17 protein-coding genes are annotated in these 18,819 nt (G+C 66.4%); 9 read left to right on the top strand and 8 right to left on the bottom strand.

The window, feature by feature from the left end; all coding sequences use genetic code 11:
* Window positions 1-273: 273 nt before the first annotated feature.
* The 3 genes from VI26_RS00780 to VI26_RS00790 form a co-directional block, all read right to left on the bottom strand.
* On the bottom strand, window positions 274-1,443 hold the full coding sequence (locus VI26_RS00780) for an MFS transporter (protein ID WP_048407829.1): 1,170 nt from the start codon (window positions 1,441-1,443) through the stop codon (window positions 274-276).
* 18 nt (window positions 1,444-1,461) lie between these two features.
* Window positions 1,462-2,196, bottom strand: coding sequence for a hypothetical protein (locus VI26_RS00785; RefSeq protein WP_048407830.1), 735 nt, complete (start codon window positions 2,194-2,196; stop codon window positions 1,462-1,464).
* A 470-nt stretch (window positions 2,197-2,666) separates the two neighbouring features.
* Complete coding sequence (locus VI26_RS00790; RefSeq protein WP_048407831.1) at window positions 2,667-4,115, bottom strand: PLP-dependent aminotransferase family protein; 1,449 nt, start codon at window positions 4,113-4,115, stop codon at window positions 2,667-2,669.
* A 237-nt stretch (window positions 4,116-4,352) separates the two neighbouring features.
* Between VI26_RS00790 and VI26_RS00795 the strand changes: the two genes are divergently transcribed.
* The 8 genes from VI26_RS00795 to VI26_RS00830 all read left to right on the top strand — a co-directional run bounded on the left by VI26_RS00795 (window position 4,353) and on the right by VI26_RS00830 (window position 11,384).
* Window positions 4,353-5,063, top strand: a complete 711-nt coding sequence (locus VI26_RS00795; RefSeq protein WP_082150813.1) for a LysE family translocator — start codon at window positions 4,353-4,355, stop codon at window positions 5,061-5,063.
* A 70-nt stretch (window positions 5,064-5,133) separates the two neighbouring features.
* Entirely contained in the window at window positions 5,134-5,685 is a 552-nt protein-coding gene (locus VI26_RS00800; RefSeq protein WP_048407832.1) for an isochorismatase family protein, read from the top strand.
* A 121-nt stretch (window positions 5,686-5,806) separates the two neighbouring features.
* Window positions 5,807-6,031 (top strand): DUF1737 domain-containing protein, encoded by a 225-nt coding sequence (locus tag VI26_RS00805; protein ID WP_156183689.1) that lies wholly within the window; start codon window positions 5,807-5,809, stop codon window positions 6,029-6,031.
* Window positions 6,018-6,914: an EamA family transporter gene (locus VI26_RS00810; protein WP_048407833.1), complete on the top strand. Its 897-nt coding sequence runs from the start codon at window positions 6,018-6,020 to the stop codon at window positions 6,912-6,914. Before VI26_RS00805 ends, VI26_RS00810 begins: the two co-directional genes overlap by 14 nt.
* Window positions 6,904-7,821 (top strand): GlxA family transcriptional regulator, encoded by a 918-nt coding sequence (locus tag VI26_RS00815; RefSeq protein ID WP_048407834.1) that lies wholly within the window; start codon window positions 6,904-6,906, stop codon window positions 7,819-7,821. The genes VI26_RS00810 and VI26_RS00815 overlap by 11 nt, the downstream gene beginning before the upstream one ends.
* A gap of 107 nt (window positions 7,822-7,928) precedes the next feature.
* The gene (locus VI26_RS00820) at window positions 7,929-8,570 is read left to right on the top strand and encodes an LPP20 family lipoprotein (RefSeq protein WP_048407835.1); all 642 of its coding nucleotides are present in this window, start codon (window positions 7,929-7,931) and stop codon (window positions 8,568-8,570) included.
* Window positions 8,570-9,841, top strand: coding sequence for a flagellar assembly protein T N-terminal domain-containing protein (locus VI26_RS00825; RefSeq protein ID WP_197081331.1), 1,272 nt, complete (start codon window positions 8,570-8,572; stop codon window positions 9,839-9,841). The genes VI26_RS00820 and VI26_RS00825 overlap by 1 nt, the downstream gene beginning before the upstream one ends.
* A 70-nt stretch (window positions 9,842-9,911) precedes the next feature.
* On the top strand, window positions 9,912-11,384 hold the full coding sequence (locus VI26_RS00830) for an FAD-binding oxidoreductase (RefSeq protein ID WP_082150807.1): 1,473 nt from the start codon (window positions 9,912-9,914) through the stop codon (window positions 11,382-11,384).
* Between the two features lie 431 nt (window positions 11,385-11,815).
* Here VI26_RS00830 and VI26_RS00835 read toward each other — a convergent pair whose 3' ends face one another.
* From VI26_RS00835 to sgrR, 4 genes are all read right to left on the bottom strand, one after another.
* Window positions 11,816-12,232: a RidA family protein gene (locus VI26_RS00835; RefSeq protein ID WP_048407837.1), complete on the bottom strand. Its 417-nt coding sequence runs from the start codon at window positions 12,230-12,232 to the stop codon at window positions 11,816-11,818.
* Window positions 12,233-12,282: 50 nt separating this feature from the next.
* Entirely contained in the window at window positions 12,283-13,497 is a 1,215-nt protein-coding gene (locus VI26_RS00840; RefSeq protein ID WP_048407838.1) for a cyanate transporter, read from the bottom strand.
* Window positions 13,494-14,039: a MarR family winged helix-turn-helix transcriptional regulator gene (locus tag VI26_RS00845; protein ID WP_048407839.1), complete on the bottom strand. Its 546-nt coding sequence runs from the start codon at window positions 14,037-14,039 to the stop codon at window positions 13,494-13,496. Before VI26_RS00845 ends, VI26_RS00840 begins: the two co-directional genes overlap by 4 nt.
* 373 nt (window positions 14,040-14,412) lie before the next feature.
* Window positions 14,413-16,095 carry an HTH-type transcriptional regulator SgrR gene (gene sgrR, locus VI26_RS00850; RefSeq protein ID WP_048407840.1) on the bottom strand — a complete coding sequence of 561 codons (1,683 nt, stop codon included), beginning with the start codon at window positions 16,093-16,095 and terminating at the stop codon, window positions 14,413-14,415.
* A gap of 89 nt (window positions 16,096-16,184) precedes the next feature.
* Here sgrR and VI26_RS00855 point away from each other — a divergent pair, with 89 nt between their 5' ends.
* Window positions 16,185-16,397 carry a hypothetical protein gene (locus tag VI26_RS00855; protein ID WP_048407841.1) on the top strand — a complete coding sequence of 71 codons (213 nt, stop codon included), beginning with the start codon at window positions 16,185-16,187 and terminating at the stop codon, window positions 16,395-16,397.
* Between the two features lie 29 nt (window positions 16,398-16,426).
* Here the strand turns inward: VI26_RS00855 and VI26_RS00860 are convergent, their stop codons facing one another.
* Window positions 16,427-18,808, bottom strand: coding sequence for a glycosyl hydrolase family 18 protein (locus VI26_RS00860; protein WP_048407842.1), 2,382 nt, complete (start codon window positions 18,806-18,808; stop codon window positions 16,427-16,429).
* Window positions 18,809-18,819: the final 11 nt, after the last annotated feature.

Here is an 18,819-nt window from a genome sequence, read left to right on the forward strand (position 1 = left end):
CCAATCCTAATGGCATTTCATTGTGTATTTGTCATGTCGCGGCTGAGGGCGTGGATTGCAAGGCGGTGGCGACATTGGATTTTCCAATGCCACCGATAGCCGCCGTCGCAGCACGGCAGATCGTAAACAGCTTCAGAGCTTGTTCAAAGTCTCGCGAGCAAGGGCGTGACTAGGCGAAAACGAGTGAAAAAGCGGAATGTACACGTGGTACATGAGCATTTTGAGCTGTTTTCAATGCCGTATCGCTGAAGCGCAGCAGACTTTGAACGGTTCTCAGGCCTTGCCGGCGCGCGCCAGCCCCATGCCGGCGCCAAAAGGCAGCAGCAGCGCGGCGCCGCTCAGCGTCAGCAGGCCGGCGGCGGCGCAGAACCAGGCGATGGGCCGCGGCTCGCTGCTCAAGCCCAGCAGGAAGGATGCCGAGAAAATGCCCAGGTTCAGCAGGCTGGCGTGATAAGAGTTGAGGGTGCCGCGGTAACGCTCGGACAGAATGCTGAGGCGGGCGTGGTGCAAGGGCCCGGCGCAGCCGTAGCCGAAGGCCCACAGACAGCCGGCCAGCGCTAGCTGCCACAGCGCGGTGAAGGGCAGCAGAAAAGCCAGGATGCCCAGAGCGCCGCACAGCGCCATCGCCGGCAGCGCGGCCTCGCCCCAGCGCCGCTGCAGCGGCACGCCGCACAGATTGCCCAGCATGATCACCAGGCCGAAGCCGCCGGCGAGCAGGCCTCCGGCGGTGGAGCTCAGCGCCAGCTTGCGCGCGGCGACTTCCGCCACCACCGCGCCGAAGCCGGCCACCCAGCCCAGCCACAGATAGCTGGCGCTCAGCCGCCGGCGCGCGCCGGGGGTGTTCCAGGCGCCGGCCAGCGTGGCCAGGAAGCCGTCGTCCGCGGCGGCGTGACCGCCGCCGGAGGCAAAGCCGCGCCATACCGCGACCCAGGCCAGCAGGCCGCAGCCGGCCAGCGCGTAATAGCTGGCCTGCCAGCCGGCGGTGTCGGCCAGCCGGCCGCTCAGCGCCGGCGTCAGCACGAAGGCCAGCATCAGGCCGATGAAGACCTGGCCCAGCCGCTTGCCCAATTGCTCGCGCGGCGCCAGATCCGCCACCAGCGCCAGCGCATTGGGCTGTATCACCGCCGCACACAACCCGCTCAGCGCGGACAGCGCGATGGCCGCGGTCAGGGTGGGCGCGGCCGGCATCAAGGCGCAAAACAGGGTGAAACCGAGCAGGCCCCACTGTAGCGGCCGTTTGCGGCCGAAGCGGTCGGACAGCGGTCCGGCCACCAGGGCGAAGGCGCCGTAGCACAGGCCATAGGCGGCGGGCAGATAGGCGATGGCGCTGGAGGCCACGCCGAAATGGCGGCCCATCAAAGCCATCATCGGTCCGGCCGCCACTTCAGCCGAACCGATGATGAACATGCAGCAGAACAGGGTGGCGAGCTGACGGCCGCTCATCGCGCCGCCCGCCCGCGCTCAGAAAAAGTGGATCTCAAGCTTGATGTCCTCGATGTGTTGCCAATCGATGCCGTCCGGCCGGAACGCGTCCGGCGAATAAACGCCGTCGTCGTAGGCGTCGGCCGGGTCGATGGACAGGCCGGCGCAGATGTACTGGCGCAGGTAGTCGCGGTCGCTGGGCACGATGGCGGCCTTGCCGCCGCGCGAAACATCGAGAATATAGTTGATATCGCCGATTTCGTAACGCCGCAGCAATTGGGCCACGTGCTCGAAGCCGATATGGGCCAGCAGATCGGCGGCGAAGCGGTTGGCGCCCACTTCGAAGGAGACCCGGTCCTTGCGGCGCTGTTCGGTCATCGGCGGCGGCTCGTCCAGGCCATTGGACTGGCCGGCGGTTTCGTAATAGTGCAGCGCGGCCTGCACGCCGCGCAGGTCGTAGATATAGGAATAGCGCTCGATATTCTTGCGCTTGGCCACGCAGATGAAGAAGTAATGACCGAGGCTGTGCAGAATCATGAAGGCGCGGGAGGCTGGCGACACGCCGCGCGAGAACTGGATATCGCGGCCCTTGATGATGGTCTTGATATTGTGCGGGTGCGAGTCGGTCTCGGAATACTGCAATTGGAACAGCTGCTGCAGCCGGTTTTGCAGGCGCTGCAGTTCCTGCGGCGAGATCATCGCCAGCACGCGTTCGATTTCGGCGTCCACATCGTCGTCCAGGGCGATGTCCAGTACGGCTTGATCGTCGATCATGGCAAGACTCCTTGATGATAGGTTTGCGATAAACGGGCGAGCCCGGGGCTTGGATCAAGAGCGTCGCTGACCGGGAAGGACGGATTGGGGCATGCAGGACACGCCTGGGCCGGCACGGGACTCCAAGCCTTTTTATGCATTATGACTTTTATGGGTCGAAGCTTACGCCGGCCAAAAGAACAGTAATCGATCAGAGCGCGCGGCCGTCGAAACGCCGTGAGCTGGATGGCTGTGGCATCGGATCGGACGAGGTTTGCAGGCATCGCCGGCCATATCGCCACTCGGCCTTGGCCGGCGCGGCTACGCGTGCGGGATGACCCGTGTTTGGCTAGCGCATTCGCTCAATGCGCCTTCGGCCTCGACGGCGATGCGGCGGTAAGGGCCGCGGCCTTGACAACGCTGGCGGCTTTGCTTCGTCTTGATGTTTTTTATTTCATTGTCATTCAAAACGGATTCCGGCTTTGTCTGGTTTAGCCGCTCCTGAGCTCGGCGGCCAGCGCGCCGACGCGGGCCAGCGCCGTCAGGTAGCGCTGGTCCAGCGGGTAGCAGCAAGACAGCCGCAGCGCATTGGGATAGCGGCCGCTGGGAGAATACAGCGGGCCGGGCATGATGCTGATTTTCTCGGCGATGGCGGCGTGGAACAGCGCCACCGCGTCTATGCCCTCGGGCAGTTCCACCCAGATCAAAAAGCCGCCGGATGGCGCGGTGGCGTGGGTGCCCGTCGGGAAATGGCGCGCGATCATGCCGCGCACCTTCTCCACATGGGCGGCGTAGCGCCGCTTCAGCGCGCGCAGGTGGTGATCGTAGCCGCCGGATTCCAGGAAGGCGCCCAGGGTTTCCGCCAGCACCGCCGGTTCCGCCACCGAGGAGGCGAACTTGAGCTGGCGCAGCGCGTGGCCGAAGCGGCCACCTTCCATCCAGCCGATGCGGAAGTCCGGCGCCAGCGTCTTGGTGTAGCTGGAGCAGACGATGACCCAGCCTTCGTCGTCAAAGGCCTTGACCGCTGGGCTCAGGGTGTCGCCGAACTGCAGTTCGGCGTAGAGGGCGTCCTCGATCAGCGGCACCTGGTGGCGGCTGAGCAGCCGCGCCAGCCGCTTTTTCGCCTCCAGCGGCATGGTCGCGCCCAGCGGATTGTGCACATTGGGCATGGCCACCAGGGTGTTGATGCGCTTTTCCGCCAACAACAGCTCCACCGCGTCTATCGACAGGCCGGTTTGCGGATCGGTGGGGATTTCCACCGTCTTCAGGCCCAGGCTGGCGATCAGCGGCAAGAGATTGAAATAGGTCGGCGATTCCAGGCCCACGGTGTCGCCGGGGCGGGTCACCGCACGCAGCGCCAATTGCAGCGCTTCCATGCAGCCGTGGGTGAGCACGATGTCCTGCGGCTGCAGCGTCATGCCCAGTTCCAGGCCGCGGCGCGCGATCTGGGTGCGCAGCCGCAAGGAGCCCGGGGGCAGCGCGTAGCGGCTGACCATGCCGGGCTGGCGGCGCAGGATCTGGCCCATCAGCCGGCCCAGCTTGCCGCCGGGGTAGAAGTCGCCGCCATGCGGGCAGGCCAGCGCCAGATCGATGTAGTCCTCGTTCTGCTGCGCTTCCAGCACGGTGTCTATCAGTCCCAGCACCTGCGGGCGGGTGGGCGCCGCCGGGCTGCTCAGGGTATCGGACGCGCGCGCCGGCGACGGCAGCCGCGCGCGCACATAGTAGCCGGACTGCGGCCGCGCCTCGACCAGGCCGCGGTCCTCCAGCACCCGGTAGGCGGCCACCACGGTGTTGAGGCTGAGCTGGCGGCTTTGCGAAGTGCGGCGCACCGAGGGCAGCTTGGAGCCGGGTGGCAGCGTGCCGCGCTTGATCGCCAGCGACAGGTCGTCGGCCAATTGCTGGTACAGCGTGGGGGCGTGGGGGGTGACAGTGGGTTCCATGAGGACAGCTTGCCGCGCTTGGGCGGCGGTAGACAGACACAGTAGCCATGATAGGCGATGGTGACAGTTTGCGAAAACCCTGTTCTGTCACCACGGATAAAGGTGACAGCTGCCGCTGTCGGCATGCGGCGGCGCTGCGTAGCATGGATTGGGACGACGGAGCCGGCCGCGGGGCGGGCTTCGTTCCCGCAATGCCATGCCGCGCCACCTCGCGCGGTGGAAAGAAAAGTGAGCGCCATGCCTGAATTCGCCTTGTTGTCCTATGTGGCCGTGATGTCGATCACCCCCGGCCCCAATAATCTGATGCTGACCGCTTCCGGGGTCAATTTCGGCTTCCGCCGCACCATTCCGCACATGCTGGGCATCAGCCTGGGCAGCGCCTTCCAGGTATTCCTGGTGGCCAGCCTGCTGTCGCTGCTGCTGGACGGCATCCAGGCCGCGCGGCTGCCGCTGGCCTTGTTGGGCTGCGCCTATCTATTGTGGCTGTCGTGGAAGATCGCCCGCGCCGGCCAGCCGGAAGCCGGCGCGGCGGCCAAGCCGTTGGGCTTCGTCGGCGCCGCGCTGTTCCAGTGGCTGAATCCCAAGGCCTGGGTGATGGTGATCAACGCCGCCATCCTGTTCATGCCGCCGGCGCTGGAGCAGCGCTGGCTGGGCGCGAGCATGCTGGCGCTGGTGTTCGCCGTGGTCAATCTGCCGTGCATAGGCGTCTGGGCCTGGGCCGGCGAGCGGCTGCGCGCCTGGCTGTCCAGCCCGCGCGCCTTGTTGGGCTTCAACCTGAGCATGGGCGTGTTGATGGCCGCCACCGCGCTGTGGCTGTTGTACGATGAGTTCCAGCCGCATGGTCGGACGCAGCCGGCCGAAATCGCTGCGGCGCCGGCGGCGGCGGCGCGGCCGGTGGGGACGATGTCCGTTTTTGACAGTGGCTTGTCCGTAATCAGCGTTAAATAAAGGCGCGCGAGTCCGTAGCATTCGGGCTGTGTTCAACAGCGTCCGGCCCGGATGCGATGGAGAAGCCGCCATGAAAAAAACCGCCTTATTGCTGATCGATGTGCAAGAGTCCTTCCGTCACCGTCCGTATTGGAACGAGGATGAGCTGCCGGCCTTCCAGGCCAAGCTGCAACAATTGATCGCCGGCGCCGAGCAGCGCGGCGTGCCGGTGATCAATATCCTGCATGAAGACGGCGACGCAGCCTTTTCCGCCGAGTCCGGCCTGGTGCGGCCGCAAGCATGGCTGAGCCACCGGCCGGCCGCCACCTTCGTCAAGCATGTGCACAATGCCTTGACCGATTCCGGCTTGCAGCCCTGGCTGATCCGCCATGGCATCCAGCGGCTGATCGTGACCGGCATCCGCACCGAGCAATGCTGCGAAACCACCACCCGGGTGGCATCGGATCTGGGTTATGAAGTCGACTTCGTCACCGAGGCCACGTTGACCTTCGCGATGACCCATCCGCTCAGCGGCCAGGCGTTCAGTCCGGCGCAGATCCGCGCCAAGACCGAGCTGGTGCTGGCCGGCCGCTTCGCCGACATCGTCAGCGTGGAGCAGGCCTTGGCCAAGCTGGAGCGCTGAGCAAGCCGCATGTGACCGTCGCCATCGCGACTATCTGATGTTACTGTGAAGCGGTACTCGAAATGAATGCGGCGGGCCAGGCCCGCCGCGTTCGGCAAGCGCTTGTTGAAGGAGAAAGCCCATGTCCAAGGACATGCCATCTGTTCATCCGCCGGGAGGCCTGCCTGTTTATCGTTTGCTGACCGGCCCTGACGACTCCAGCTTTTGCCGTCGCGTCAGCGAGGCGCTGGCGCTGGGTTACCGCTTGCATGGCTCGCCGGCCGCCACTTTCGATGGCGAGCGCGTCATCGTCGCCCAGGCGGTGCTGTGGCCGGGAGTGCAGGGAGGCGGCGATGCCCTGGAGTGATCTCATGCAGGCGCTGGCCATCGTGCTGGTGTGGGGCGTCAACTTCGTGGTGATCAAATGGGGGGTGTCGGATGTGCCGCCCTTATTGCTGGGCGGGCTGCGCTTCTGCCTGGCGGCGGTGCCTGCCTTGTTCTTCATCCGCCGCCCGGCCTTGCCGTGGCGCTATCTGCTGGCCTACGGCCTGAGCGTGGGCGTCGGCCAGTTCGCCTGCCTGTTCACCGCGATCAAGCTGGGCATGCCGGCCGGCCTCGCCTCGGTGGTGCTGCAGTCGCAAGCCTTCTTCACCTTGATCCTGGCCGGGCTGTGGCTGCGCGAGCGTTGGCAGGCCAGCCAGATGGCGGGCCTGCTGCTGGCCTTGGGCGGCCTGGCGCTGATCGGCCTGAGCAAGGGCGGCAGCATGACGGCGGTGGGGCTGGGGCTGACCATCGCCGCCGCCTTCAGCTGGGCGCTGTCCAATGTGGTGGTGCGGCAGATGGGCCGCGCCGGCTACAGCGTGCAGCCGCTGGGCCTGGTGGTGTGGTCCAGCCTGGTACCGCCGATTCCTTTCTTCCTCTTGTCCTGGTGGCTGGAGGGCGGCGAGCGCATCGCCGCCGCGCTGAGCCATTTCACGCCGCAGGCGCTGTTCGCGGTGTGCTATCTGGCCTTCGTCGCCACCTTGTTCGGCTACGGCTTGTGGAGCCGGTTGCTGTCGCGCCACCCAGCGGGCAAGGTGGCGCCGTTCTCCTTGCTGGTGCCGGTGGTGGGCGTGCTGGCGTCCAGCCTGCTGCTGGGCGAGCGCCTGAGCGCGCAGCAGGCGGCCGGCAGCCTGCTGCTATTGGCTGGCCTGGTGGTGAACGTGTTCGGCGCGCGCTGGCGCCAGGGAGTGGCGACGCGTGGCGCTTGATGTCTATTTCGTGTTGCCGCCCAATCTCTTGCTGGTGGATTTGGCCGGGCCGGCCGACGCTTTCCGCATCGCGGCTCAGTTCGGCCTGCCGCTGCGCCCGCATTATGTGGCGCCGACGCCGGAAGTCGCCACCTCGCTGGGGCTGTGCCTGCTGGGCGCGGCGCCGCTGCCGCGGGCTTTGCCGGATGGCGCGCTGGTGGTGATCAGCGGCGCCTCGCATTCCATCGAAGCCTATGCGCGGCCCGAGGCGCGCGAAATCGTGCGCTGGCTGCGGCGCGAGCTGGACCCTGGCCGCCACCGCGTCGCCTGCATCTGCTCCGGCAGCCTGCTGGCGGCGGAGGCCGGGGTGCTGGACGGCCGTCACTGCACCACCCACCACACCTTGCTGCAGCGGCTGCAGCAACTGGCGCCGCGCGCCAAAGTGCAGCAGAACCGGGTATTCGTGCAGGATGGCCCAATCTGCAGCAGCGCCGGCATCACCGCCGGCGTGGATCTGGCGCTGCATTTGATCGCGGAACTGGCCGGACCCGGCCCGGCGCGTGAGGTGGCGCGCCACATGGTGGTGTATTTCCGCCGTTCCGCCGGCGATCCGGAGTTGTCGCCGTGGCTGACTCACCGCAACCATCTGCACCCGGCGGTGCACAAGGCGCAGGATCTGATCGCCGCCGATCCGGCGCGCGGCTGGCGGGTGGAGGACCTGGCCGGCCAGGTCCATGTCAGTTCCCGCCATTTGTCGCGGCTGTTTCGCGAGCATGCCGGCGTATCGGTGCATGGCTATCACGCGGTGCTGAGGCTGGCCTTGGCCGGCCAGTGGCGCGACGCCGGCCTGTCCAAGGAAAAGGCCGCGCTGGCGGCCGGTTTTTCCTCGGCGCGGCAGTTGAACCGGGCCGATGCGCGCCAGACATGACGGGAAGATGCGTTCCGGCTCTCAAGTTCCGGCTGTCAATGTCGATGTTGCGGTTGACGTTCCTTTAGATCGCTTCATAATTCGAACAACATCCAACGGTACTTGCCATGAAAACGATTCCCAGTCTTGCCTGCGTGTTTACTGTTCTGTTGGGGCTGTCCGCCTGCGCCACCGCCGAGCATCCCCCGGTGGTAGCGGCCGTCGCGCCCAAGCCGGCCGGCATGACGCCCAGCGGCGTCGGTTTCGTCGGCCCCGGCATCGAGACCGAAGCGCCCAAGGTGGTGGTCAAGGAAGTGAACCCCTATCAGCCCATCGTGGTGCGAGTGGTGGGCAGCGGCGCCGCGCCGTACACCTCCAGTCTGACCCCGTCGCAACGCAAGCTGCTGGCCTTGCGCGCCGCGCGGCTGGACGCTTTCCGCGCGATCGCGGAACAGGTGCAGGGCATGAAGCTGGTGGGCAATAGCTCGGTATCGAACATGATCGCCAACAGCGATAGCTTCCGCACCTATGTGGATGCCTATCTGCGCGGCGTCAACATCGTGTCCAACACCATGAAGCCGGACGGCACCAGCGAGGCGGTGGCCGAAATCATGCTGGACCAGGAGTTTTACAAGCAATTCCGCCAGGCGCTGGACAAGACCGGCAGCGTGATGAAGGCTTCGCAGGAAAACGCCACCGCCGGCCTGCAATGCGCCGACGGCAATTGCGGCGCCGCGCGCTACAGCAGCAACTACTATATGGCCCAATGATGCGGTTTCGCGTTTCCCCCGTGCTGGCCGCCGCGTTCGCGGCGGTTTTTGCGTGCTCGGCCGGCGCCGAGATCCTGAGCGCCGAGGGCGTGGCGGCGCTGGACGGCGGCGGCGCCGTCGCGCGTGAACAGGCGTTGCAGGACGCGCTGAAGATGATTGCGCTGCGCCAGGGCGCGCGGGTGGAAGCCTCGCAGGGGCTGGACTACGGCAGGAGCAGCGAATCCGGCAGCCTGACCCCGCTGGCGCCGGTGCGGGGTGAGGTCAAGGTGGTGAGCGAGTACCAGCAGGGCAAGCTCTACCATGTCAAGGTGGAGGTGGACACCTCCAAAGCGCCGCGTACCGCGCGCGGAACCGAAGCCGCCTGCGCGATGCCGGCCGGTCGCAGCCTGCGCCGCAAGATCGTCACCACCTATTTCCAGGTGGACCGCCCGGCGGAGGCGTCCGACATGCCGGAACTGGCCACCGGCTTGCCCACCGAGCTGTCGCGGCGGCTGGGCGCCAACCGCATGTACAGCCTGCTGGACGCCAACACCGTGTCGGTGCTGGCCGATTCGCGCATCGCCGAACCGGCGGCTGGCGCGGAAACCGTGCGCCGCATCGGCGAAACCGAGGACGCGCAGTTCGTGGTGGCGGGGCGGGTGCTGGCCACCGGCGCCACCGCCAAGGGCCTGCGCAAATCGCTGTATGAATCCAATAACACCAGCCAGCAGGGCACATTCTATAACGGTCCCTTCGCCGGCCTGTTCGGCGGCGGCGTCAAATACGTGCCCACCGAGCGCCAGTTCGACGCCGAGGTCTGGGTTTACGACGGCCTGACCGGCGCGCTGCTGGCGCGCGAGCGGGTGTCGGAACTGGGCAAGGGCGAAGTGATGGTGAACCCGCCGCGGCCGTTCGCCTCGGCCGCCTTCTGGCAGAGCGATTATGGCCAGGCGGTGGACCGCGCGCTGGACCTGGCCACCCGCAAGATCAGCGACGTGATTTCCTGCATCCCGTTCTCCGCCCGCATCGTCAAATTGTCCGGCCCGCGCCAGGTTTATATCAATGCCGGCTCGCTGGACGGCATCGCCGTCGGCGACAAATTCCTGATCTATCAGCGCAAGAGCGCGCAACCGGTGCGTGATCTGATCTCCGGCCGCGAGTTGGGCGTGCCGGAAACCCTGGCCGGCGATGTCACCATCAGCCAGGTGCAGCCCAATTTCGCCATCGGCTCGGTGCAGGCGCCGGGCAAGGTGGCGGAAGGCGATTACGTGCGTTTCATGCCGCGGCGCTGAAACGAAGCCGGCCCGGCGCTTGCGTCCGGGTCGCTTGTCATGCCATTCGGCTGGCCGTAGACTGCGGCGCATGCCGATACCGCCCGCCACGCCCCGTCCCATTCCCGATAGTTCTGTCGATCCACTGCGCCGCGCCCTGCTCAAAGCCGGGCTGCTGAGCGCGGCGGCGCCGCTATGCCAGCCTTTGCTGGCCTGGGCGGCGACCCCCGCCGGCACGGTGGTCAACGACATCACCGGCATGAACCCGGTGGCCGTCGCGCAAGTGGCGACGCCGCGCAGCAGCGCCGACATTCAGCAGGCGCTGCGGCAGTGGCCCGGCCCGGTGTCCATAGGCGGCGGCCGTTTCAGCATGGGCGGGCAGATCGCCAGCCCCGGCAGCCTGCATCTGGACATGAGGCGCTGCAATCGTCTGCTGAGCCTGGAGCCGCGGCAGCGGCTGGTCCGGGTCCAGGCCGGCATGAGCTGGCGCGAGCTGCAGCAATGGGTGGACCCGCACGGGCTGGCGGTGAAAATCATGCAAAGCTACGCCAACTTCACCATTGGCGGCTCCTTGTCGGTGAATGCCCATGGCCGTTACGTCGGGCTGGGGCCGCTGGTGAACGCGGTGCGCTCCATCGTGATCGCGCTGGCCGATGGCAGCCTGCTTAAGGCCAGCCGCCAGCAGCGGCCAGAGGTGTTTTTCGCGGCTATCGGCGCTTACGGCGCCTTGGGCGTGATCTGTGAGGTGGAGCTGGAACTGGCCGTCAATCAGCCGCTGGAGCGGCGGGTGGAACGCATGCGGCTGGACGCGTATCGCGACTTCTTCTTCAAGCATGTGCGCGCCGACAGCGGCGCGGTGATGCACAACGCCGATCTGGCGCCGCCTTACTTTCAGGAAGCCACCGCGGTGACCTGGCGTGTCAGCGACCAGGCCTTGACCGACAAGCGCAGACTGACGCCGCAGGGGCAGCGCTATTGGTTGCAGGAAGGGGCGATCCGCGCCTGGGCCGAACTGCCCGGCGGGCCGCTATTGCGCAAGAAGATCGCCGATCCGCTGCGCTTCGCCCGCGCCGCCGTGCTCTGGCGCAACCGGGAAGCCAGCCTGGACGTGGCCTCGCTGGGCCGCATCGCGGATGACGGCCACAGCTTCGTGCTGCAGGAATATTTTGTTCCGGTGGCGAAGCTGGAGGCTTTCGTCGCTGCGTTGGCTGCCATTCTGGACACGCACCAAGTGGCCGCGCTCAATGTGTCCATCCGTCATTCGCCGGCGGATGCCGGCACCGTATTGGCGTGGGCGCGGCAGGAGGTGTTCTCCCTGGTGCTGTATTACCGGCAGGGCAAGGACGAGGCCGCGCGGCGCCAGGTGGGAGTGTGGACTCGCCAATTGATAGACGCCGCGCTGGCTCAGGGCGGCAGCTATTACCTGCCTTATCAATTGCATGCCAGCCGCGAGCAATTCCAGCGGGCCTATCCCGACGCCGGCAAACTGTTCGCCTTGAAGCGGACGCTGGACCCGGCCGGCCGTTTCCGCAATCAGCTGTGGAATAAATATCTGACGGCCTAAGAAGCTGTTTACGATTTTTTTGTAAGTGCGCTGAAATATTGCGTAGATACATAGGCAAGCTCGTATTCGACGTGCCCCAGGGTCCCTTCAAGCCTGCCGTCGGGTGGCAGGCCCGAGGTTTTAAGCGGCTGCTTGTTCGAGCAGCGCGACGTTAGCGCGCTGCGAGTTCAGCCACGCCTCGGGCCTGACGGGGCCCGACGGGAAGCCGTAGGCCAGGCTTGCAGGGTGGCCTTTAGGGGTGGAGGGGATATTTGGCCAAGCAAATATCTCCTCCCTGCTTGCCGGGCGGAACCGGCCCTAAATCATCATCCGCGTAGCGGATTCAATGTATTGAACAATGATCTCTCTCGGAAAGATCGTAAACAGGCTCTAAGAACCTGTTCAAAGCCTGCTGCGTATCAGCGAACCGGTTCCGGGCGCGCGATGCCGCCTCAGCCCGGCAGGAAGGCGGTGGCCTCGATCTCGAACAGCATGCCGTCCAGCGCCAGCCGCGGCACCGGGATCAGCGTGCAGGCCGGCGTTGGCAGCGCGCCCCAGGCGGCGCTCAGCAGCGCGCCGAAGGCGTGCAGCCGCGCCTCGCTGTGATCGACGATCAACACAGTCAGCTTGGCGACATGGGCGAGATCGGCGCCGCCGGCGGCCAGCGCGGTGCGCAGATTGGCCAGCGCCTGGCTGACCTGGGCCTCGAAGCCATCGGCCAGTTCGCCGGCGGCGTTCTCGCCGCCCTGGCCGGCCACCAGCAGCATGCGGCTGCCGGCGTCGACGCTGGCCAGGTGGGAATAGCCATTGGGCGCCGGGTCGTAGAGTCCGGCGGGATTGCTCAGGCGGAAGGGAACTGCTTTGCTCATCTGCTCTCTCCTGTGGTTTGCCGGGCGGCGCGGCTGGCGCCGCCTCGGGATCAACGGGTTTGCGCGGCGACGGCGGCCGGGCTTTGCATCGCCGCGGTGTAACCCTGTGGCGCGAAGCGGCGGGTCAGCACCAGCAGGCCGGCGATCAGCAGCGCCAGGCATAGCCAGGCCAGATTGAAGCTGGCGGTGGCGTCGCGGATCCAGCCGGCGGCGAAGGGCGCCACCGCGGCGATCAGATAGCCTATGCCCTGCACGAAAGCCGACAGCTGGCCGGCGTTGCGCGCGTCTTCATAATGATGCAGCGTCAGAATCATGGTCAGCGGGAACAGGCCGCCCACGCCCAGGCCCAGCAGCGCCACCCACAGCAGCAGCAAGCCGCCATGCGGCGCCAGCACCATGCCCAGCAAGCCGGCCAGCACCGCCAGCAGCACCAGGGTCAGCCAGCCGCGCATATCGTGGCTGCGCGCCGACAACAACGGGATGGTCAGGCCGGACACCACTTCCATGCCGGTCATGAAGCTGAGCATCAGGCCGCCTTGCTGCTGGCTCCAGCCCAATTGCACGAACAAGGCCGGCAGCCAGGCCAGCGAACTGGCGTAGACCGCGGTGCCGATGCCGAAATAAAAGGCCAGCAGCCAGGCGCGCGGAATCCGGCTGAATTGCGGCGCGCGAGCGGCGGAGCCGCCGCCATGGCCGCCGCGCGGCGCGCTCAGCAGCCAGCACGGCAGCGCCAGCGCCGCCAGCGCGGCCCAGACGGCCAGCCCGTTCTGCCAATGCGCGCTATGCGCGGCCAGCCACGGCGCGCCGGCGGCGGCCAGGGAAGCGCCGCCCATGATGGCGGTGATGTAGAAGCCCATCAGCGCCGAAACCTTGTGCGGGAAATACTGCTTGATGAAGCCGGGAATCAGCGCCTGGGCCAGCGCGATGCCGATGCCGGCCATCAGCGCGGTGGCCAGCAGCGCGCCGAAGCTGGCCGGCAGCCAGCGCAGCGCGCTGGACAAGAGAATCAGCAGCAGGGCGATGACCACGCCCTGGCGCGCGCCGGCGCGGCGCTCCAGCCAGCTGCCGAGGAAGGCGCCGGCGCCCATGGTGGCCACTGGCAGCGTGGTCAACAGCGAGGCGTCGCTAAAGCTCATGCCGGTGGCGTGGCGCAGCTGGTCCAGCAGCGGGCCGATGGCGGCGAGGGCGGGGCGCAGGTTCAGGCCCAGCAGGATGATGGACAGCGCCAGCCACAGCGGGCGCTGAACGGAGGTGTCTTGCTTCATGAAGTTTTGCTTTCGGTGGGGAGGGGGCGAGCTTGGGGCGTCGCTTCGGCTTGCGCTTCTCCGGGGAAGCTTTGCAGCCATTGGCTCAGCAGCGCGGCCAATTGTTCGCGTTGCGGCGCGGCCAAGGCGGCCAGCGCGGCTTCCTGGGTGGCGATGTGGGCGCTCATCGCGCGCTCTATCAGTTCCAGTCCGGCCGGGCTCAGGCGGATCTGCATGCCGCGGCGGTCGTTGGGATCGGGATGACGCTCCACCCAGCCGGCGCTCTCCAGCCGGTCCAGCCGCTTGCTGACCGCGCCTGAGGTCAGCAGCAGCGTGGTGTACAGCATGGTGGGCGATAGCTGGTAGGGCGCGCCGGCGCGGCGCAGCGTGGCCAGCACGTCGAATTCGCCATCCTTGAGCCCGAAGCGGGCGAAGTTGTCGGCCAGCGCGCGCTCCACATGGGTGACCAGCCGCGCCAGCCGGCCGATGACGCCTATGCTGGCGCTGTCGAGGTCGGGCCGCTCCCGCCGCCACTGGGAAATGATGGTGTCGATTTTGTCCATGGGGAGCGATTATGTCATGGATATGTATTCCTGGGAAGATATTTCACATAAAGTATCTTTATATAAAAATATATGAGCGGAATCTAAGAACCTGTTCAAAGTCTCGCGAGCAAGAGCGAGACAAGGCGAAAACGGCTGAGAAAGCGGAATGTACAAGCGGTACATGAGCATTTCGAAGTTGTTTTCAACGCCGTATCGCCGAAGCACAGCAGACTTTGAACAGGTTCTAAGAGCCTGTTTACGATCTCGCGAGCTAGGGCGAGACAAGGCGAAAACGGCTGAGAAAGCGGAGTGCGCCGGTGGCGCATGAGCATTCTGAATTGGCTTTCACCGTGTCACATCTCACTCAGCGCAGCAGACTTTAAACGGGTTCTCAGCCGTCCGCCTGCAACCAGGCGGACTTGAAATCGAACCAGCCCAGGCTGTTGAGGCGCACGCCTTGCATCTGGGCCGGGCCTTGCAGCCGCAGCCAGTTGTGGAACAGCGGCAGCATCCAGCGCTGCTGGACCACGGCGGCGGACAGGTCCTGCGCGCGGAACAGGCCCTGGCGCCAGCCTTGCTGCCACTGCGTCAGCGGCAGCGCCGATTCCAGGCAGCGGCGCAGCAGCGGGGTGCCCAGCACCCAGGCGGCCACTGAGTATTCCGGCCGGGTGGCGAAATTGACCGAGCCCAGCCACAGATCGGCTTCGCCATGGCCCTGCTCCCAGTCGGCATAGGGCAGCGCGCGGCATTCCAGCTCCACGCCATGGGGCCGCAGGCAGCGCGCCATCGCGGCGGCGATCAGTTGGTATTCCGGGTGCTGTTCGTAATAGGCCAGCCGTAGCATGCTCAGGCCGTCTGGCGGCTGTAGGTTCAAGGCCGGTTGGGCATGGTGCCAATTGGGCAGCAGGCCGGCGGCCGGCGCCCAGTATTGGCGCACCGCCGGCGCGGTTTCCTGGATCACGGCCAGCGGCGCCAGCGTTTGGGCCAGCCAATCGCGCAGCGCGGCATCGTGCAGCCGTGGCGAGCGGCCGTCGGCGAGCAGGAAATAGACGCCGGACTCCAGCGCCATTTCGGTCTGCACGCTGGGCTCGCGTGGATTGATGCGCACTTCCAGGCCGCAAACCTGACCATTGCCGTGCTCCAGCTGTTCGCCCAGCTCCGGCATCATCCAGATGTCCACCTGATCCAGCAGCGCGCGGTAGCCGAAGTAGTCGTCGAAGGCCTGCAGGCACAGCTGGTGCCGAGTATTGGCGGCGACGCGGTAGGGGCCGGTGCCCACCGGGCGCGAGGCGAAGTCGGCGCGCGCGGCGTGGTCGGCCGGCAGGATCAGCGCGGCGCTGTCGGCCAGCAGCCAGGGCAGCCACTGATCGGGCTCGCTCAATTCCAGCGCCAGGCTGCGCGGCGACAAGGGCCGCACAGCTTGCAGATGGGAGAACAGCGGCAGCGCGCGCAAGCGCAGCAGCGAGGCCTGGACATCGGCGACGCTGAGTTCGCCGCCGTCGTGCCAGCGCACCGCCGGACGCAGATGGAAATGCCATTCCAGCGGGCTCTGCTGGCTCCAGTGATGGGCGAGATCGCCTTCCACTTCCCCTTTTTCCTCATTTATCCGGCTCAGGCCGTTGAAGATCTGGCCGACCAGATGGCGCTCGGAGCGGCGCAGCGGCGTGCCGGGATAGAGATTGGGCAGCGGTCGGTAATAGGGCACGCCTAGCACTTGGCGATCCTGGCTCCAGCGCTTGCCCAGCCGCGCCAGCAGCAAGGGCGCCAACTCGTCGCGGTCATCGCCCAGCAGGTCCACCGCCTGTTCCACCCGGCCCTGTTCCAGCAATTGCGCGGCGCGCTCGCGCTGCAGTTGTTCCGGCGCTTGCAGAAAGCTCAACCGCGAGCGCATGCCGCGGCCGGCTTGCGCCTGCCACGCTATCCAGCCTTGCGCCTGCATCTGCTGCAGCAGGCTGCGCATGTGGCGGCGGGTGCAGAATAGCAGGTCGGCCAATTGCTGCAGCGAGACCGCCTCGGCCTGGCCGGCGAAGTGATGATGGAGTTTCTGGTACTGCTGGGCGAGCCGCGCGGACATAAGGGGAAGTTTCCTGATTGAAAGTCAGCAATTTTTATTGCCTCATATTGCGCCGACAATACTCGCATCCACAGCGGGAGTCCACAGCGATGAAAACCGATCCGATCTTCTTGTTTTACCAGCGCTTTCTCGATGACAAAAAGCCGGTGTTCGGCCTGACGCCGCAGGCGGCGCTGGACAGCTTGAACGAGCTGATGCAATGGCAGCCGCCGACGGATGGCGGCGCAGAAAAAAAGCCGGGCGAACCCGGCTTGGAAGGTACTGAGGAGAACGAGGGAATTCAGCATCCGTTCAATGTCTAGCGAGCCAGCGCCAGACATTGAAGCGGTTCTCAGCGTAGGTAAGGCAGGTAGGGCGCCTCCTCGCGAATGGCGTAAGTCTTGCCTCCCAAAGTCACGCTGAAATTGCGCGGGCCGGAAATCGGCAGGTAGTAGACCACGGCCAGGCTGACGCTCTGGCCCGGCGCCAGCGACTGCCACGACGGCAGCTTGACCGAGACGCGATGGGCATCGCCCTTCAGGCCGCCGATATTGTTGCCGCTATGGCCGACGCTGATCACCTTGAGCCCGAAGCCGGACTGGTCGGCGAAGTTGGACGGCGCCGAAGTGGGTACGTCGAACTGGAACTCGGTGCCGCCGGGCAGGCTGCTGCCGGAGCGGTTGGTGATGGTCAGCTTGGGGTTGATCGGATAATTGCTGTCGCCCAGCGCGAAACCATCCAGCGAGAAGCCTACGTCGATGGCGGCGGTGGCGGCCGGAGCGGCGGCGGCGGGCTTGACGCTGACTGTGGCCGGCTTGCTGAAGGCGTTGTACAGCAGGCTGGTCAGCGTGGTGCCGATGAAGTACTCGCCCTTGCCGCCATTGCGGTCCTGTTTCCAGTCGTAGTCGCCGGCCAGTTCCCAGAACATCACGCCGCCGACGTTGTTGGCGTCGACCCAGGCGGCTTTCTTGGCGATGGACTGCTCATCCTCGGTGGACAGGAATACCTTCTTGCCGGCGTTCCACAGCCACGGCGCGGTCAGGGTGTCGTTGTAGAAGCGCTGGTAGCTGCCGTTGAGCTGGTTTTCCGGCTTGCTCGGGTCCAGATAGGCGGACAGATAGCTGCCGGCCTGGTTCTTCTCCAGGTTCTTGGCATGCCACATCGGGTTGGAGCCGGCGCCCACTTCACGGCCCTGTTCGTCCAGGTCGTGCCACAGATTGTCTATGCCCACCGCGCCGTCGCCGCAGGTTTTCAGGCCGGTCGGGCAGTTGCCGCCCACCGAAGTGCCCCACAGGCCGTTGCTGCCGCCGTTGACGTTTTTCCAGCCGCGGGTGTAGTAGGGCACGCCGATATTGACGCGCGCCGCCGGCAGGCCGCCGCGGTAGTAGTGATAGGACCAATCGGTGTTCAGATAGCCGATGCCGCCGTATTGCGCGGTGGTGTACACGCTCCAGCGCGCCAACTCGGCGTCCTTGCCGTCGTCGTAGAGCGCGGCGTTGGGGCCGACGAATTCGTTCCAGGCGCCGTGCAGGTCATAGGACATCACATTGACGAAGTCGAAGTAGCGCAGGCTGCGGAAGGCTTCCATGCCGCGCAGCAGGTAGCCGGAGGCCGGCACCGCGGCGGTCAGCTGGTAGTAGCGGCCGTCCTGGGCGGCGGCGCGGTCCAGGCGATCGCGCAGCGTTTGCGCCAGCACGTTGAAGCCCTTGTTCAGCGCGCCGCGGCGGGCGTTGGCCACCGTCCAGTCCAGCGGATTGCCGGCGTCGTTCATCGAGGTCGGGTACTCGAAGTCGATGTCCACGCCGTCGAAGCCGTATTTGCGCAGGAAGGCGACGGCGGAATCGGCGAAGGCGTTGATGCCGGCCTGGTTGACGCTGCCGTCGGCGTTGATGGTCATGCTGTAGAAGCCGCCGCTGTTGACGCGCTTGCCGTCGGCGTCGAAGTAGCCGCCGGTTTCGGCCCAGCCGCCCACCGAGACCAGGGTCTTGACGCCCGGGTATTTGCGCTTGTACTGGGTCAGCAGGTTGAAATGGCCCTTATAGGGCAGGCTGGCGTCCATTTCCGCGCCGGGCACGCCGGGCCAGCTCATGTCGGTGGCAGGGTTGCCGGGGTTGTTCTCGCCGACGGACAGCCGGTTGTTGCCGTCGACGTGGGCGAAGGCGTAGTTGATGTGGGTGAGCTTGCCCCAAGGGATGTCGCTGGCGAGATAGGCCGGCTGGCCGTTCTTGCCGGTGCGCCAGCTGGTGAAATAGCCGATCAGCCGCTTGCGGCTGCCATTGGCCAGCTGCTCGGCGCCGCCTTTCTGATAGACCGCGCAATAGGGCACGTCGACGCCGTCGGTGCGCGCCAGGCCTTCCGGCTGGCACAGCGCGTTGCCGGTGGGCGGCGGCACTTGCACCAGCGGCGGATCGCTCGGGTTGTCGCCGCCGCCGTCGCACTGGCCTATCAATTTCCACGGACTGGCGTCGTTGGCGGCGGGCGCATTGCCCTGGGTCCACCATTTGGCTTGCCAGATCTGGCCCTGGTAGCTGACGCGCTGGCCGCCGGTGTAGATCGAGCTGGCGCTCCAGGCCGGATCGGCGCAGCTGGCGGCCGCGGTTTTGATCAGGCCGTCGCGCGCGGCGGGTGCCGACGCCTTGGCCGTGGTGGGGGCGTGCTGGGCGACCAGCAAGGCGGCGCCGGCCATGGCGGTGCCGGCCAGGCCGGTTTTCAGCAGCAGTAGGGCTTTGCTCACTGTCCATCTCC

The sequence above is a fragment of the Chromobacterium sp. LK1 genome, assembly GCF_001043555.1.
Taxonomy (GTDB): domain Bacteria; phylum Pseudomonadota; class Gammaproteobacteria; order Burkholderiales; family Chromobacteriaceae; genus Chromobacterium; species Chromobacterium aquaticum.

What these genes read in the sequence shown, in the direction of transcription:
- VI26_RS00795 (WP_082150813.1), top strand. Translation starts at nt 4,353, where the DNA reads ATGCCTGAATTCGCCTTGTTGTCCTATGTGGCCGTGATGTCGATCACC.
- VI26_RS00825 (WP_197081331.1), top strand. Translation starts at nt 8,570, where the DNA reads ATGCGGTTTCGCGTTTCCCCCGTGCTGGCCGCCGCGTTCGCGGCGGTT.
- VI26_RS00805 (WP_156183689.1), top strand. Translation starts at nt 5,807, where the DNA reads ATGTCCAAGGACATGCCATCTGTTCATCCGCCGGGAGGCCTGCCTGTT.
- VI26_RS00840 (WP_048407838.1), bottom strand. Translation starts at nt 13,497, where the DNA reads ATGAAGCAAGACACCTCCGTTCAGCGCCCGCTGTGGCTGGCGCTGTCC.
- VI26_RS00790 (WP_048407831.1), bottom strand. Translation starts at nt 4,115, where the DNA reads ATGGAACCCACTGTCACCCCCCACGCCCCCACGCTGTACCAGCAATTG.
- VI26_RS00785 (WP_048407830.1), bottom strand. Translation starts at nt 2,196, where the DNA reads ATGATCGACGATCAAGCCGTACTGGACATCGCCCTGGACGACGATGTG.
- VI26_RS00780 (WP_048407829.1), bottom strand. Translation starts at nt 1,443, where the DNA reads ATGAGCGGCCGTCAGCTCGCCACCCTGTTCTGCTGCATGTTCATCATC.
- sgrR (WP_048407840.1), bottom strand. Translation starts at nt 16,095, where the DNA reads ATGTCCGCGCGGCTCGCCCAGCAGTACCAGAAACTCCATCATCACTTC.
- VI26_RS00820 (WP_048407835.1), top strand. Translation starts at nt 7,929, where the DNA reads ATGAAAACGATTCCCAGTCTTGCCTGCGTGTTTACTGTTCTGTTGGGG.
- VI26_RS00855 (WP_048407841.1), top strand. Translation starts at nt 16,185, where the DNA reads ATGAAAACCGATCCGATCTTCTTGTTTTACCAGCGCTTTCTCGATGAC.
- VI26_RS00810 (WP_048407833.1), top strand. Translation starts at nt 6,018, where the DNA reads ATGCCCTGGAGTGATCTCATGCAGGCGCTGGCCATCGTGCTGGTGTGG.
- VI26_RS00830 (WP_082150807.1), top strand. Translation starts at nt 9,912, where the DNA reads ATGCCGATACCGCCCGCCACGCCCCGTCCCATTCCCGATAGTTCTGTC.
- VI26_RS00845 (WP_048407839.1), bottom strand. Translation starts at nt 14,039, where the DNA reads ATGGACAAAATCGACACCATCATTTCCCAGTGGCGGCGGGAGCGGCCC.
- VI26_RS00835 (WP_048407837.1), bottom strand. Translation starts at nt 12,232, where the DNA reads ATGAGCAAAGCAGTTCCCTTCCGCCTGAGCAATCCCGCCGGACTCTAC.
- VI26_RS00800 (WP_048407832.1), top strand. Translation starts at nt 5,134, where the DNA reads ATGAAAAAAACCGCCTTATTGCTGATCGATGTGCAAGAGTCCTTCCGT.